This is a genomic window from Acidithiobacillus sp. HP-11, assembly GCF_015100075.1.
GTDB lineage: Bacteria > Pseudomonadota > Gammaproteobacteria > Acidithiobacillales > Acidithiobacillaceae > Acidithiobacillus > Acidithiobacillus thiooxidans.
In genome coordinates, this window is record NZ_JACKYY010000028.1 from 25351 (window position 1) to 41195 (window position 15845).

The window sequence follows — 15845 nt, forward strand, 5'->3', positions numbered from 1 at the left end:
GCAGTTGCCGTTTTAGGCTGAAGCATTAAGCTGAACGGCGACGCATGAGGATACCCAGAGCAAAGCCCAATCCTGCCAGAATAATAGTCAGAACAATGCCATAGACCCAGCTGTTCTCTCTGGCAAAACGGGCAATCCACGCTTGAAAACCGACCTGGCGGACATCAATCTGCTGCTTGCGGACTGCAACCACCTGTTGCTGCCGGACCAAATAAGTCAGCAATTGATAATGACCCAGAGGCAATGACGCCGGCAGCCTGATTTTCGCCGAAAATAACCCCTGCTTCAGAGTGACCCCAGCGGGATCCACCACGTAATTGCGGTAGCGAATTTTCTCATCCAGAAAGGCTCTTTGCCAGGTATCCAAATGATCGGGTTCGGGATCAAAACGGGCTTTATCTACCAGCGAAGACAGGGTTAATCCCAGTTTCTGCAGGGTATCATCAGGCAGAATGTGCCTGACCGGGGCCGAAGAAAGCCGCTGCCAGATACCCGGAGCCCTGGTCACCGTTACCTTTGCACCATTCAGCCAGATTGGTCCGGTTCGGGTTTTTTGCTGCATGGCTTCAGTGCTGTCGGGCGAACGCATTATGACAATGACCTGCCCCGGACCCGTGATGGCACCATACACCAGCAGATTTTCCCCGACAAAATGGCTGGTCACGTTCACCTTATCCGTACTGGTAGCCACCACCAGGGGCGTAGACGCTTCGGCCAGCATGGCAGCACCCATAGTCAGCAGCATGAGCATCAGGCGCAGATAAAGCATCTAAACAACCCGCGCCATGCTGAAAATGTGTTCGGGCGCAATAAATAATCCCAACCCCATCTTGATAGCCACTCCCACGACCACCAGGGCCAGCACCAGACGCAGCTGTTCCCCCTTCATATGCGCTCCGGCCCGCGCCCCGAATTGCGTGCCGAAAATAGAACCTAAAACCAAAGCCAGAGCCAGATAAGGGTCTACGGCATGATTCATTCCCGCCTGCAAAATACCTACTTCAGCCGTGGTAAACAGCAATTGAAACAATGAGGTACCTACTACCACCTTGGTGGGCATTTTCAATACATAAAGCATGATGGGCACCATCACAAAACCACCTCCAACCCCCATCAGCGCGGTAAGCAAGCCCACGCCAAAACCCAGTAAAACCGGGGTCAGAAAGGAAAGACGCAGCCCTGAAACCGGAAAATCCATTTGTCCCGGAAGGCGCTGCAGAATGGACTGATTTTTTGTCCGGTTTTTTTGGGATGCATGCCCATGCCGACCACGCAAAGCCAGCAGCGATTCAATCAACATGGAAGTACCGATGACACCCAGCAAAATGACATATAGAAAAGTCACCACCAGACCGAAGTGGCCACCCGCCTCCAGAATCCGGGCAATGTGTACACCGATCAGCCCCCCCGTCCAGCTTCCTGCCAACAGGACAAAAGCCATGCGCATATCGACATTACCCATGCGCCAGTGTGCATAACTGCCAATGGCCGACCCACCGACAATCTGGGCCGCCCCGGTACCCACGGCAACCAGCGGCGGGACCCCGATAAAAATCAGCAGAGGCGTAATCAAAATACCTCCACCCACTCCGGTCAATCCTGACAGGAAACCCACCGCCAAACCAAAGCTGACAATCAGCCAGATATTCACGTCCATATGCGCGATAGGCAGGAACAATTCCACTCAGCGGTCTCCCTGCGACGGATCGGAACAAAACACCGCAGAACACAGTTGATCGATGTTCGTATCAGGCGGCACCAGCAATACCGGAACCGCCAATGCCAGACTCAGTTTTGCACCGAGTCCCCCCAGAAGATGGGGTAACCCTCGCGGTTTACTTTCCGTGCCAAAACCACGCTGCCCTACCACCACCATGATTGTTTCCGGAAGACTCTGGACCAGATGCGGAATTTCCTGTTCGGGATCCCCTTCCAGCAGAAAATATTCTGGCAGCCCAATATCACAATGTTCTTCGATACGTTCGGCAACAGCGCGCAGATTACTCTCCGCCTCAAGACGGGCTTCTGCCAGTAGTCGATCCGTCAGGTCACGGGAAAACAGTCCCCCGCCAAAACCCAGTGGATCCTTGGTCACATGCAGGGAAGTCACCAGCCCGAGACGTGCTCCAAGAAGACGTGAAAACCGCGCCGCCACAGCAGCCGCCAGCAAGGCATTTTGTGATCCATCAATAGCCGTCAACAGGACTGGATCTGACATAAACAACCTACAATGTTGAGAGATTTCATCAATATTAGAGGATGGCCCTATGCCTGTCGAGGCGGCAAGCTCAATGCGTAAAGTCCATGGCCCCGGCAGAACAGTCTATAAGTACTCTTGATTCTCGATGAAGCAGGCCCCACTTCCAGTCTGTCTATTGAAATGATAGCTGCTCAGACTACTTGTCTATACGAAGGAGAGATAATGACCACCAACAAGGAAACTCTACAATTTCAGACTGAAATCAATCAGCTGATGCATCTGATGATTCATTCTCTGTATTCAAACAAAGAGATTTTTCTGCGTGAACTGATTTCCAACGCCTCTGATGCCTGTGACAAACTGCGCTTTGAAGCCTTGGCGGATCCCAGTCTGGTTGCGGGAGACAGCGAACTGAAAGTGGAGGTAGATTTTGATGCTGAACAAGGCACCTTAACTGTCCGCGACAATGGCATCGGGATGAACCGCGACGAGGTCATTGCCAATATTGGAACCATTGCCAAGTCGGGAACCAAAGAATTTTTTGAGAGACTGAGTGGCGATCAAAGCAAGGATGCCAAACTGATTGGGCAATTTGGCGTCGGTTTTTATTCTGCCTTTATTGTCGCCGACCGCGTAACACTGAGTACCCGTCGAGCCGGCATGGAAGTAGAACATGGTGTGCGCTGGGAGTCCGATGGGACAGGCGCCTACACCCTCGAAACCGTCGATTTACCAGAGCGCGGTACCGAGATAGTGCTGCACATCCGCGAAGATGAACGCCAGGACCTGCTGAATCTCTGGCGCTTGCGCGGCATTATCAACAAATACTCAGACCATATTCCCCTACCCATTCTGATGCGTAAAGCGGGCGAAGATGGTAAGCCCGGCGATAGCTGGGAGACCGTCAATAAAGCCTCTGCACTTTGGCAACGTTCCAAGTCTGAAATCAGTGATGCGGAATACAAGGAATTTTATCAGTACGTCAGCCATGACTATGCTGATCCACTGGCCTGGGCGCATAACCGGGTGGAAGGTCGCCTCGAATATACTTCTCTGCTCTACATTCCCGGCAAGGCACCTTTTGATCTTTGGGAACCCAATCAAACGCACGGCATCAAGCTTTACGTGCAGCGCGTTTTCATCATGGACGATACCGAACACCAGATTCTGCCCCGTTATTTGCGCTTTGTACGCGGCGTCATTGATTCCAGCGATCTCCCCCTGAATGTTTCCCGCGAAATTCTTCAGGGCAACCGGGTCATTGACCAGATGCGCTCGGGCTCCATCAAACGGGTACTGGGCCTTTTGGAAGAAATGGCTGAAAAAGAACCCGAAAAATATCAAAACTTCTGGAATGAGTTTGGACGGGCACTGAAAGAAGGTCCTGGTGAAGATTTTGCCAATCGCGAACAAATCGCGAAATTATTACGTTTTGCGAGCACCCATTCAGACACTGAAACCCAGAATGTTTCCCTGGCTGATTATATGGGCCGTATGCGCGAAGGTCAGGACAAAATATATTACATTACTGCGGATACTTTTATTGCTGCCAAAAACAGTCCGCAGCTGGAACTTCTCCGTAAAAAAGGTATTGAAGTATTACTGCTCAGTGACCGTGTGGATGAATGGTTGACCAGCCACCTGCATGAATTTGAAGGCAAGGCACTGAGTTCTGTAGCCAAAGGCGCGCTTGATCTGGGTAGCATTGAAACCGAAGAAGAACGCAAATCTCAGGAAGAAATCGAGAAAACCGCAGAAGGTCTGGTGGAGCGTATCAAAAATGCGCTGGGTGATCGGGTTGAAGCGGTTCGGGTTTCCCACCGGCTGACCAGTTCTCCTGCTTGCATGGTCCTGGGCGAACGGGACATGGCCCTGTATATGCAGCAATTGTTGAAGCAGGCTGGACACGAAGTACCCAGTACCAAGCCCACCCTGGAAATCAACCCTACCCATCCTATGTTAACCCGCATAGAAAGTGAAAAAGATGCGTCACGCTTTGCCGAGTGGTCATCTCTGTTACTGGATCAGGCGATTTTGAGCGAGGGCGGACAACTGGATGATCCTGCTGGTTTTGTGGCCCGTCTCAACCAGTTAATGCTCGCCCTGGCAGGCTGATAAACCCACTGACCCTTTTGTTCAACGGTCATGGCATCACCTTCTAATCCACCGAAGGTGATGCTTTTTTATTTGCCTATTTTCTTCAAAAGAAGACCCCTTTTTTTAATTCACAAAAAACACCATCGTTAAATTATTTTTAAGATATCAAGTGTAATCATATGTAACCATGTTTCAATTTTTTACATTTATATTATTGATATCTTATATCGAGAGGTTTAGGGTTCAGTAACTCAATGATGATACTGAATTATTCATTAACAAATTAGAATTTTCTAATTATTCAGCACACCTCATGAGAGAATTTACAACGAGGTTGCTTCACATTTTCAACGCGCGAGGAGAAGTGATGAAATTCCGCAAGATAGTCATATGGTCAGCAGTCAGCATCTTGATTTCCGGGACCGCCTGGGCGCAGACCAATCAGGTTCCCCAGGATCCCATTAACAATACCCTGGACCCCCAAAGTCCCTTTGCGACGCTATATTTACCGCAAAATGCGCCACAGGCCAATGATCAGGTCGGTCCTTCAGAGTGGACCCACGCCTATGGAAACCCTCAGCACAATGCCGGATTCCCTGTTGCGCACAACGCGCCCCGTTGGATTCGTGATGGCGTCCGCTGGAATTTCCCTGAAGCCCGGGCCTGGCCGCTCAATGATAACCATCCCTACGGCGAAAAAGTGGATGGCATCAAGGAAGCACTCCCGGTACAAACCCAGTTTTATGGAAATGCTCTGGGCGTTTCGGTGGTCAAAGGGGTCGTGTATGCGGAAAGCGATGATATGTTCGCTTATGCCGTCAATGCTCAAACTGGCAAGCTGATCTGGCGGAGCAGCCCGGTAGCCAATACCCTCATGGGTAATCCTCTGGTCGTCGGCAAAAAGGTCTATCTATCAGCGGGTAGCGTGTCTTTCAATTTTGCCAATGTCATGGAGTACTCCAAGCATCCCAAGCAGGCCGGACGCGGAAAGGATATCAGCTATAACGGGATTTTCTGCCTGGATCGTAAAGATGGCAAGCTACTCTGGAGTTTCAAGACCCAGGGTGATGCCATGCCCACCCCGGCCTATGCAGACCACTCGCTTTTCATCAGCACCGGCGACGGTAATATTTACCGGATTCACTCTACGGACGGAAAGGCCATCTGGAAAACCCATGTAGGGGGCATAGCCAACATGTCCAGCCCCGTAGTCTGGAAAAACCATGTCTATGTCTCCATGTCCGTCATCCCCGGTCTTTATGCACTGAATATCAATAACGGCAAGGTGTTGTGGAAGGGTGAAATTCCCGGTGCCGTCAACACCGGCATGGGCGATGTATCCCCCGTTGTCGATAACGGTATTGTCGTCATGGACACCGTGGCCAACCCCAAAATGGTGGATGGCAAACCCACCATGGAAACCCTGGTTCGGGCTTTTAATGCCAATACCGGACAAGTTCTGTGGACAAACAATATGGGACGTGGCCCCAAGATTCCGGCCTTCAAGGGCGGGGTTCCCATGATTCATGATGGGATGGTTTATGTCGGTTCTCCTGTCACCTCGACCTATGAGGCCATGAATCTGCATACCGGTAAAGTGGCTTGGACCTGGCACGTACCCAATCCTGGTCCTGCCGGAGCAGGACGTGGTGCACCGACGTACTATGAAAATATGCTCTATATTTCTACCGGACCGGATATTTATGCCATTCAGCCTAAAACGGGGCAGATGGTTCACGAATATCATGTCGGGGGTCGCTTCGGCATCGTGAATCCCACCATTGTCGGAGGCACCATGTACCTGGGTAACTCGTGGGACTGGATCAACGCCGTACCGGTCAAGGACGTCAACCCGCAATTCAACGCCAACAAGGCTTAACAGGAGTCAAGAATGGCAACGACCATGAAATCTGCAGCAACCGATCAAGCCACGCAACATTCGTGGCGCATACTGGCCATTGGCATGCTCGCCGTGCGTTTTGTCCAGGGCTGGATTTACTGGGGTGGTGGCTCCCGCCGCTTCATTTATGGCCCCCAGAAAATCAATCCGGCCGGACACTGGATGGCCTATAAGTTTCAAACCGCCATGCCGGGAGCGATTCTTGGCTTGAATCATCTGATAGCCTTTTTACTACACCACTTTGTCCTGTTGTATGCGGGAGTCATCATTTTCAGCGCGGTTGAACTCATTTCCGGATTGATGTTGTTATCCGGCTTCATGACCCGCCTCGCGGCTTTTTTAACCTTGGGTCTTTCTTTCTCACTGATGCTGATGTTCGGATGGCAAGGGGCTACCTGTATTGATGAATGGACCATGGCGGCATCCAACTTCGGCATGGGCATCACCCTGCTCCTCGTTGGCGGTGGTGCATACTCCATTGACAACTGGATGATGAAACGCAATCCGGCCTTGGCCCAGAAAGGCTGGTTTCGCTGGCTGGGAGGCAGCTTACCCCTGCCCCTGTCTGACGGCGCTTTCAAAAAGCTGGCCCTGACCCTGTTCTGGATTGCGGTTATTTTCATTGTCGCCACCTATTCTTACTATCGTGGCTCAGTGATCACCCCCTTCCATGGCGATCCTACCGGCGTGAAGGCCCACCATGTCAAAATGACCGATGTGCGGGTTTTGCCCGATGGTCGCGTGGATGTGCATATGTATATTGATGCAGGAACGGCTTCCGTACCGGCGCATATTATTGCCATCCGTCTGCTGGATTATAATGGCAAAGTTGTGGAGTCCTGGGATGGCAAGCAGCTTTCCCACCTGAACCCCAAAGACATTCACAATGATTTTGCCTACCAGCAAATTGCTCCGGATAAAATTCTGGGCCTGAAGGCAGGTCTGGGTGCAGAAGCCATGTTGCATCTGCCGGTCAGCAGTACGGGCTTTATCAATACCAGTTCCGGTCCTTACCAGTTGCAAGTACTGAACATCAATGGTCAGAAAGCGGAAGTAAGCGCACAAATCGCCGCTCATTAAAGGCATTTGACGCGAACCGTTCGGCGGGAGACGATGCTGTTTGTTTCTCCCCGAACGGATTTTTGTATGCAACGCTGTGCGTGGGTACCTCTCGACAAAGCAGATTATGTGCAATATCACGATCTGGAATGGGGTGTTCCCGTCCATGATGACCGGCAACTTTTTGAAATGCTCATTCTGGAAGGCAGCCAGGCCGGGCTGAATTGGTACACAATCCTCAAAAAGCGGGCAGCGTATCGTCAGGCTTTTCACCACTTTGACCCTGAAGTGGTGGCCAGGATGCCGGACACAGAGCTGGAAACGCTTTTAAACAACCCGGAAATTATCCGCAATCGCCTGAAAGTCTATGCAGCACGCGATAACGCTCGTATTTTCCTCACCATTCAAAAAGAATTCGACTCTTTTGATGCGTACGTCTGGCGATTTGTCGATGGTCAACCCCTGATCAACCGTCCCGGCAGTATGCTTGAAGTACCCGTCCGTAACGAAATATCGGATGACCTATCCAAAGATCTCAAAAAACGCGGTATGCGTTTCGTCGGTCCGACCATCATGTATGCCTATATGCAAGCTGTCGGCATGGTCAATGATCACAGCACCGACTGCTTCAAAAGTTTGTAGTCCATAATCCTAAAAACAGCAGTTGCCGTGGGTGCATTTTTCTCCGTTGTTCCTCGCCTGTTGTTCTTGGCGTCATCAGAAAGGCTTGCATTTTCCTTTTTATCGGGTTACTGTATTTATATACAGTAACCGTAAGGAGGCTTATCATGATTACGCATCATTCTACTCTGCAGCTCTGGACCAAAACCATGGGAATCATTGTCTTCGGGGCATTCATCGGAGTCTGGCTCGGCCATCAGGATAAGCACTATCAGCCCGGCCCAAGCTCAGTTATGGAAACTGTCGCAGTCCAGCAAGTGCAGTATCTACCGGCCAGCGCACAAGATCCCGTCACGCCCCAAGATCAGCGTCCACAAATATGAGATCGTGATAAACTGCTGCGCGACTACCATCCACCATTTGCAGAGGAAAACTTTGGAACTTGATCACAAGGCCCGTGAGGCCATTGAAGACATCATCAACCGCCGGGAAGGCATTAATTCCATTCAGGCACAGTTGAAAGAAGACATGAAGGCCATTGCCGAATATCTGGCCGTCAAACCGGCTCAGGTGGCGCGTCTGATTAATCTGGTAGAACGGGAACGCGCCAAGGGAGATGTACTCGAAACCGAACGTGGCGTCATTGATGCCGCTGAATCCATGGTTCCGGTAACCGCTTCTGCCCAAGAGCCTGCACCCATTTAAGGCAGCCGGGGAACTTCTGGCAGATTGTCGGCGTCATACTGGTTGATCCTGAATAATAGTGAACCAGAGATGCCGCCGCTTACCATTCGTAATTACAAAACCACCTTATCTTCATTTCTTTTTATTTCTGCGCTGATGACCTTGTCTTTGTCCGGTTGCGCCAGCACACCCGATAAAAAGGGCGAGCACATACACGTAGCACCCGTTGCGCAAATGTTCAGACCGGCCCAGGAAGCTCTGCATCGGGGCGATTACGATCGAGCCATCCGGCAATTTGAAAATTTGCAGACAGAATATCCCTACGGCCCCTATTCAGAGCAGTCCCAACTGGATACTGCCTACGCTTATTACCGGTCTGGCGATTCCAAAGCGGCAGCGGCAGCGGCCTCGGCTTTTATCAAGGCACATCCCGCAAATCCACATGTTGTTTATGCTTATTATCTGAAGGCTCTTGCCGAATATGAAGGCATTGAGGGTCCGGAATATACCCCTACTCCCGACTATGAAGCATTAAACACGTTCACCTATCTGGCCAAAACCTTTCCCAAGACACCATACGCAGTCAGTGCCCGACTACACATTGCCAAAATTATCGACATTCTCGGCCAGCGTAATCTGAATATCTGCAAGTTTTATTATATTCGCGATGCTTATGTGGCTTCCGCCAATCGCTGCAGCAGGGTCATCACTGATTATCAACTCAGCCCGGCTCGTCAAGAAGCGCTCTATTATTTAACTAAATCCTACCTGCATTTGGATTTGAACCAGCAAGCACGGACCACAGCGGCCATATTACATGCCAACTATCCCCAGGGACGATTCACCAAAAGGCTGCGCTCACTTTGGGAACAGGCACCCAAAGCCAGTACAGCCGCCGCCGGTTAACATAGAACTTAACGATCCTGACGTTTTTTCAAAAGAATTTGCATGTCTTCCAGAAACCAGGCACCGACAAATGCCGCCAGACTAAAACTGGCAGCTATCAGAAAATCTGTACGCAAGGTCTGAACAATCATGGCAGCGTGTTCAGCAGATGACGCCACACCGGCCATTAATCCGGAAAAAACGGCGCCAAATGCAGCTACGCCCAAGGTTCCGCCCATGGAGCGAAACAAGGTAACCGTCGAAGTAGCCACTCCGAGATTTTTATGCGGAATCGCCAATTGTGCGGACAACACCAATACCTGCATGGTCATGCCAAGACCAAGACCCAACAACACCAAGGCAGCGTCGATATGCCACATCGGGGTCTGCTCACCGAGCCTGGAAAGCCAACCCAAAGAAACCGTGATCAGCAGCGCACCGATAATGGGAAATTCTCGATAACGCTGTTTATGGCTGATCCGCCGCCCGGCCATAATGGACATAGACAACATTCCGACCAAAAGATATAACAATTCGAGTCCCGACATGGTGGGTGAAAAATGGCGAACATCCTGGAGATAAATGGGTAAAAAACTGATGGAACCCAACATGGCCAAACCCACAAAAAAAGACAGGATGACACTTAGCGTAAACGTCCGGAAGTTAAAAAAAGACAGTGGCAGCAATGGTTGAGGATGGTGTTTTTCAAAGATGAAAAATCCGGCGAAACTACCCAAGCCTATCGCCAAAATCAACCATAATTCGGGAGAATTCCAGGCCAATATCGGACCTGCCACGCTGGCAAATAACACCAGCGCACTTAATCCCGTAATCAGCAAAACGGTTCCCCAGATATCCATAATCCATTCAGCCGTACGTAGAGGTTTGGGAAAGGCGGTGCCAATAACCAGCAAAGCAAATATGCCAATGGGCACATTAATATAAAAAATCCAGCGCCAGCTCAACGTCTCCACAATAAACCCACCCAGAAAAGGGCCAATTAAAGTGGCCAAACCAAAAGCAGCGCCGACCAGCCCCTGATAGCGGCTTCTTTGAGTTACCGGTATAAAATCCGAAATAGAGGCAATGGCGGTTACCAGTAAGCCGCCACCACCAATACCCTGTAAGGCACGAAACAGGATGAGTTCATCAATATTTTGGGCCAATCCCGAAAGGGCTGACCCGGCCAGAAATAATAACACAGCGGATTGCAGCAAATATTTGCGGCCCAACAAGTCACCGAGTTTGCCATACACCGGCAAACAGACCGTGGAGGTCAGCAGATAAGCCGTGACAATCCAGGGCAATTTAGCCAAGCCATTCAGGTCACGAGCAATAGTCGGCAAGGCGGTCGAAACAACAGTCTGATCCATCGCCGCGAGAAAAATGGAGGACAGAATAGCTACAAACATCAGCCGCGCCGACCAATCCAGCTGAAAATTCTTCTCGTTATCGATAGTGTCTGGTTTTATGTCCTGCATATCAGCTCGATTGCTCTGCGTCATCACGCTTCCACCCCTGCCACCAGGCCATCAACATGCCCATCAGCATCGGGCCCACAAAAATGCCCAAAATACCCAGCACCGAAAGTCCCCCAATGAGTCCCATAAAAATCAGCATGAAAGGCATTCTTGAACGACCACCGATGAGTAACGGTTTCAACAAATTATCTGCCAAAGTGGTGATAATATTACCGGCAATAAATATCACCAATGCCAGCAGCGGTTCAGATGCGGCCAACCAGACCCATAAGGTCACACCGGTAAATACTGCCGAAGCACCAAAGGGAATCACGGAAAACACCCCGGATACCGTCCCCCAGATCAAGGCATGCGGTACTCCGCAGGCGGCATATAAGGCCCAAAACAACAGGGCTTCAAACAGACCGGTAATCACGACACTCCAGAAAGTGCCTCGCAAAATATCGAGACCACGGGAAACGACTTTCCACACTTCAGCACCAGCCAGTCCGGTCACCCGTTCGGCCAGTCCCTGAGCCAACGTTTCGCCATGCAACAGAAAGAAAAACAGGAGCAGCAACGCCAGACTGGCATTAAAAGCCGTATCTTCGGCACCGCCAAGAACATTCAGCACCATTTGCCCATGCGCCAGCAACGCATCCGAGCCACTAAGAACCTGCAATCCCGTAAAATGCGGGGCCAAAAGGACACTTTTTGCACTGATTCCTGGTAAAAATGCGCCAAGCCAACCTGTAGCAACGCGCCACAAATGCCGCAACGGATCCAGTAAAATGAGCGGCAAATGCTGACTCATCCAGGCGGGTAGAGCCCAATGCGATAGTTCTTCCCCAGAAATCCATGGCCCGAGCAAATGCAGACCGCGCAGCATTTCTAAAATCACAAAGGCCAGCGGCAAAAGAATCAAACTGGCCGCAGTCAGTGCAAAAAACAATGCGCCCAAAGGTCGCCATCGCCCCGGTATGCGCGCCACAAAAGGCCAGAAAACCACAGAAAGCACCGCCGACCAGGCCAAGGCTGACCAAAAATCCTGCAATATCCAAATCAATGCAAAAGCAATCAGTAAAATCGGTAACCAACGCTGCACGGATTGAGCACGATCCGTCAAAATGCTGCCCTCGTCTGAAATATCTTTTCCATTATGCCTGAAACTGCATTTTGGAGCGTCATAAAACCGCGCCGACAGTGCGTGCGGCCGAGTGCCGGAAGGCAGAGGGAAAGTAACCGCATTGAACCGGGATATTGATGCCAGTGTCGCTCTGAAGTGTTTAATGATTATTATTGACGACTTCGGAGACGATGATATAGCATCAAAACATCAGATCATCCAACACGACGAAGGACTGTCTCATGCGTACTACACTGGATATCGAAGACGATGTGCTTGAAGCCGCACGTGAACTGGCGCGGCGTGAGCATATCAGTGCAGGTGCAGCAGTATCCCGACTTTTGCGTGTCGCGTTTACCGGCCATTTCCCCATATCCACAACGCCGCCAGAAACCACTGTAGTGAATGGCTTCCGCCCCATTCCAGCTAATAACCGGCTCGTCACCGATAGTCTTATCGACCGGCTGCGCGATGAATCTGGCCTCTGATGCGCGCCCTGCTCGACGTCAATGTACTGATTGCTCTGCTCGACGCCGCCCACATCCACCACCGCGCTGCCCATCATTGGCTCGCACAGCAGAGTGATGGCTGGGCCACCTGCCCGATTACCGTCAACGGCTGCCTGCGTATCCTCTCACAACCCGGCTATCCTGGAGCTTTGCCTATTGCGGATATCGCCGGGCGGCTAACCGATGCCACCGATTCCCGGTCTCACGCTTTCTGGCCCGACAGTCTCGACCTGCTCCACAACAATTCACTGGACTGGACTAAGGTAATCGGTCACCGCCAAATTACTGATGTCTATCTGCTCGCACTCGCGGTGGACCATGATGGATGCTTTGCGACCTTCGACCGGCGCATTCAGCATAAGGTTTTGCACTCCGCCCGTGAGGAACATCTCATCATGATTCCAGGCAGATGAACTGAAAGATGTTCACTTGGGCAAAATTTGGCGCAGATTTGTGCATTTTCAAGATGCCATAGAAATTCAATCGAAGCGCGTATGCTGCGGGGCTTGGTTGCCCGCGATGCGCCTTAACTCTCCCTCTTGTACCTCATATTCGCCTAAATGCGCGCGCATCAGGCTTTTCCAAAGTTTTCCGTGATTGGGAACAGAGAAGTGGAGCAGCTCGTGGACGATCACGTAGTCCCACAGTTCGGGTTTCAAGCCGGGTAGTTCGTCGCTGAAATTCAAATGACCTGCAGTGGAACACGAGGCCCATTTGTTCCGCATCGGCCGCACCCCCAACCAGACAATCTTGACGTCCAGCTTGTCGGCCCATAGCCGGACGCGCTGCTTGAACTGGCCTTTGTGATCGATTGCCATCATTGCGCTAAATCCGGTCCGCCTTTTCCAGCAGCGTAAACAACTCATCCACCATCGCCGTCACCCGGTCTAGGTCTTCCGATTCCGCGAAGAGGGCGAAGGTCACTTTTTTGCGGAGTTCTCGGAAAGCGTTTTCGCTGCGTTTCCAGTTCGGAAACTCGGTGAAGGCGTGGCGAATCTTCCGACTGACCGCCTCCGCGTTCTCAATCTTCGCGTCGAGCAGGCTGCGGTAGACAAAATAGGTCAGGCCATCGAAAGACTTTTCGGCCTGTTCCTTCTTCCGCGTTTCATTGCCTTCCACTTCACGCAGCAATTCGGCCAGGGCCTCGGCCGTGCTGGTTTGGCGTTGCTCAAAGCTCTCCTGCACTGCCCTTGCACGTTCCGCCATGGCGATAAGGTAAGGGTCATCACTGTTTTCCTCGGCCAGCTTTTCAATGCTTTTGATCAGGTTGATGACTTTGGTGCCATCCCCGCCCTGCTTGTTCTTGATCAGCTCGATGGTATTACCGTTGATCGCGACCATCTCGCCCAAACCGCCCACGCCATAACTGCCGACCTGATCCCGAACCAGGTGGTTGGTCTTGGCCTGAAACTCGCGGTCAACCATCACGGTTCGGGTGTAGGCCTTGCGGACGACCTGATAGATCGCTGATAAGGTGCCATAGTCGTCAATGAACGGCCGCAGGAAGGCATCGGGCGAGATGATCTCGTAGAGCATCTCGATTTCCTTGTATTCCTTGAAAAACTCCTTGCGTCGCTCGGGGTCTCGGAAGTGCTCGATCAGCGTGTCGACGTCCTTGTCGTTGAAGTTGCGTTCGATCAGGCCGAGGTACTTCGGCGCCTCGGCCTCCATCTTGTTCTTAAACAGCACCTTCAGCAGCTTCAGGTCCTTGACGATGGCGTTGATCTCCTCACTGTCGAAGGCCAGAGCCTTTTCGAGCTTGTCGAAGATGCCGACAAAATCGAGCACGAAGCCGTGCGGCTTCGCCATCTCCTGCGCCTCATTCTCGTAGGGGCGGTTTACCCGGGCGATGGCCTGCAGCAGGGTATGGTCGCGCATCGGCTTGTCGAGATACATGGCGTAAAGCACCGGCGCATCGAAGCCGGTGAGCAGCTTCTCGGTCACGATGAGGATCTTCGGCATCTGGTCGAGCTTGCCGAAGCTCTTGCGAATCTGCCGCTCCCGCTTCGGGTCGAGGTGGAATTCCTTCAGCAGCTTGGAATCGTTGTTGCTGCCGGTGTAAACGACCTCGGAATACTCGGGCGGCAGGAACTGATCGAGCGCATGCTTGTAATGCGCGCAGGCTTCGCGGTCCACGCCAACCAGGAAAGCCTTATAGCCCAGCGGCTCGACGTTCGCGCGATAGTGCTCCGCGACAAATTGCGCCACCTGCTGAATCCGCTCCTTGCCCTTGAGGAAGTTCTTCAGGTGCACCGCCCGTTCGAGAATCTTGTTCAGTTCCTCGATGTCGGCCACGCCTTCGGCTTCGGCCAGCGACAGGAATTCCTTGTCCAGCGTCTCGTGCGGCACCAGCATTTCGTTGGGCGCGAGCTGGTAGTACAGCGGCAGCGTGGTGCCGTCCTCAATGCTGTCAGCGATGGAATACTTGTGCAGGTAGCCCTGGTCGTCCTCGAAGCCGAAGGTCTTGAAAGTGCCTTTGCCATACACCGTCTTGTCCACCGGCGTGCCGGTGAAGCCGATGAAGGTCGCGTTCGGCAGGCCAGCCATGAGAAAGTTGCCGAGATCGCCGCCGGTGGTGCGGTGGGCTTCGTCGATCAGGACGTAGATGTTTGCGCGCGTGTTCAAGTCCGCCGGCATATCGCGGAACTTGTGGATCATCGTCACGATGATGCCCCGGTAGTCGTCGCGCAGGAGCTGGTTGAGCCGGGCGATGCTGCTGGCGTGCTCCAGATTGCTTAAGCCCAGCGCGGCGAGGTTCTTGAGCATCTGGTCTTCCAGCTCGTTGCGGTCGATCATCAGCAGCACGGTCGGCTTGTCCGCCCCGGGCGCGCGGAACAACCGCTCCGCCGCCTTGATCATGGTGAAGGTCTTGCCGCTGCCCTGGGTATGCCAGATGAGGCCGCGCGTGCGCCTGGGATCGAGTGCGCGGCTGACGGTCGCCTCCACCGCGCCGGTCTGGTGCTGGCGCAGGATGTATTTGTTCAGCTCCTCGTCCTTCTCGGCAAAGACGATGTAATCCTTCAGGAAGGCGAGCACCTGCGGGATGGCACAGAAGCTCTTCACCTTGGCCTCCAGCTTGCCGACCTCCTCATTCTTCCAGTTGAAGATATTCCGCCGCACCGTATGAGCTATAGTCAAATCTGGTGTATGAGCATTTTCTGACATAGATCAGGCGGCGGTCTGTTGATCATCCGGCAGGGTGAGGTTAGCCGGTATGCCATCGATAAATTTCACCCCTGCAAAAAGCTGCAGGACTTTCTCTGGAGCATAAATCCTGTCTCTTATACACATCTCCGAGCCCACG

The 15845-nt window shown here is 52.2% G+C and carries 16 protein-coding genes; 9 read left to right on the forward strand and 7 right to left on the reverse strand.

Features of this window, described 5'->3' with window-relative positions:
* Window positions 1-25 precede the first annotated feature (25 nt).
* The 3 genes from H7F08_RS09400 to H7F08_RS09410 are packed head-to-tail and all read right to left on the reverse strand — an operon-like array spanning window position 26 to window position 2218.
* Window positions 26-769: a TIGR02186 family protein gene (locus tag H7F08_RS09400; protein ID WP_193640406.1), complete on the reverse strand. Its 744-nt coding sequence runs from the start codon at window positions 767-769 to the stop codon at window positions 26-28.
* The gene (locus H7F08_RS09405; protein WP_024894937.1) at window positions 770-1684 is read right to left on the reverse strand and encodes a sulfite exporter TauE/SafE family protein; all 915 of its coding nucleotides are present in this window, start codon (window positions 1682-1684) and stop codon (window positions 770-772) included.
* On the reverse strand, window positions 1685-2218 hold the full coding sequence (locus H7F08_RS09410; protein WP_075322914.1) for a universal stress protein: 534 nt from the start codon (window positions 2216-2218) through the stop codon (window positions 1685-1687).
* Window positions 2219-2422: 204 nt separating this feature from the next.
* On the opposite strand from H7F08_RS09410, the gene htpG reads away from it, so the two are divergent.
* The 7 genes from htpG to H7F08_RS09445 all read left to right on the forward strand — a co-directional run bounded on the left by htpG (window position 2423) and on the right by H7F08_RS09445 (window position 9467).
* On the forward strand, window positions 2423-4315 hold the full coding sequence (htpG, locus tag H7F08_RS09415; RefSeq protein ID WP_193640407.1) for a molecular chaperone HtpG: 1893 nt from the start codon (window positions 2423-2425) through the stop codon (window positions 4313-4315).
* Window positions 4316-4664: 349 nt separating this feature from the next.
* Window positions 4665-6176, forward strand: a complete 1512-nt coding sequence (locus H7F08_RS09420) for a PQQ-binding-like beta-propeller repeat protein (RefSeq protein ID WP_031575220.1) — start codon at window positions 4665-4667, stop codon at window positions 6174-6176.
* Between the two features lie 12 nt (window positions 6177-6188).
* Window positions 6189-7277, forward strand: coding sequence for a TQO small subunit DoxD (locus tag H7F08_RS09425; RefSeq protein WP_010638552.1), 1089 nt, complete (start codon window positions 6189-6191; stop codon window positions 7275-7277).
* A 66-nt stretch (window positions 7278-7343) separates the two neighbouring features.
* Window positions 7344-7898, forward strand: a complete 555-nt coding sequence (locus H7F08_RS09430) for a DNA-3-methyladenine glycosylase I (protein ID WP_193640408.1) — start codon at window positions 7344-7346, stop codon at window positions 7896-7898.
* A gap of 146 nt (window positions 7899-8044) precedes the next feature.
* Window positions 8045-8260, forward strand: a complete 216-nt coding sequence (locus H7F08_RS09435; protein WP_010638548.1) for a hypothetical protein — start codon at window positions 8045-8047, stop codon at window positions 8258-8260.
* Window positions 8261-8312: 52 nt separating this feature from the next.
* Window positions 8313-8582: a hypothetical protein gene (locus H7F08_RS09440; RefSeq protein ID WP_010638546.1), complete on the forward strand. Its 270-nt coding sequence runs from the start codon at window positions 8313-8315 to the stop codon at window positions 8580-8582.
* A gap of 69 nt (window positions 8583-8651) precedes the next feature.
* Window positions 8652-9467 (forward strand): outer membrane protein assembly factor BamD, encoded by an 816-nt coding sequence (locus H7F08_RS09445; protein ID WP_193640409.1) that lies wholly within the window; start codon window positions 8652-8654, stop codon window positions 9465-9467.
* An 8-nt stretch (window positions 9468-9475) separates the two neighbouring features.
* On the opposite strand, the gene H7F08_RS09450 is transcribed toward H7F08_RS09445, so the two are convergent.
* Window positions 9476-10927: an MDR family MFS transporter gene (locus tag H7F08_RS09450; RefSeq protein WP_193640410.1), complete on the reverse strand. Its 1452-nt coding sequence runs from the start codon at window positions 10925-10927 to the stop codon at window positions 9476-9478.
* Window position 10928: 1 nt separating this feature from the next.
* Complete coding sequence (locus H7F08_RS09455) at window positions 10929-12032, reverse strand: AI-2E family transporter (RefSeq protein WP_142086596.1); 1104 nt, start codon at window positions 12030-12032, stop codon at window positions 10929-10931.
* Window positions 12033-12274: 242 nt separating this feature from the next.
* Here H7F08_RS09455 and H7F08_RS09460 point away from each other — a divergent pair, with 242 nt between their 5' ends.
* Both H7F08_RS09460 and H7F08_RS09465 read left to right on the forward strand, forming a co-directional pair.
* Window positions 12275-12520, forward strand: a complete 246-nt coding sequence (locus H7F08_RS09460; RefSeq protein ID WP_031575201.1) for a hypothetical protein — start codon at window positions 12275-12277, stop codon at window positions 12518-12520.
* Window positions 12520-12954: a TA system VapC family ribonuclease toxin gene (locus H7F08_RS09465; protein WP_031575198.1), complete on the forward strand. Its 435-nt coding sequence runs from the start codon at window positions 12520-12522 to the stop codon at window positions 12952-12954. The genes H7F08_RS09460 and H7F08_RS09465 overlap by 1 nt, the downstream gene beginning before the upstream one ends.
* A 66-nt stretch (window positions 12955-13020) precedes the next feature.
* Here H7F08_RS09465 and H7F08_RS09470 read toward each other — a convergent pair whose 3' ends face one another.
* Window positions 13021-13362 (reverse strand): M48 family metallopeptidase, encoded by a 342-nt coding sequence (locus tag H7F08_RS09470; RefSeq protein ID WP_193640411.1) that lies wholly within the window; start codon window positions 13360-13362, stop codon window positions 13021-13023.
* A 4-nt stretch (window positions 13363-13366) separates the two neighbouring features.
* Window positions 13367-15661, reverse strand: coding sequence for an HsdR family type I site-specific deoxyribonuclease (locus H7F08_RS09475; protein ID WP_319803968.1), 2295 nt, complete (start codon window positions 15659-15661; stop codon window positions 13367-13369).
* Between the last annotated feature and the right edge of the window lie 184 nt (window positions 15662-15845).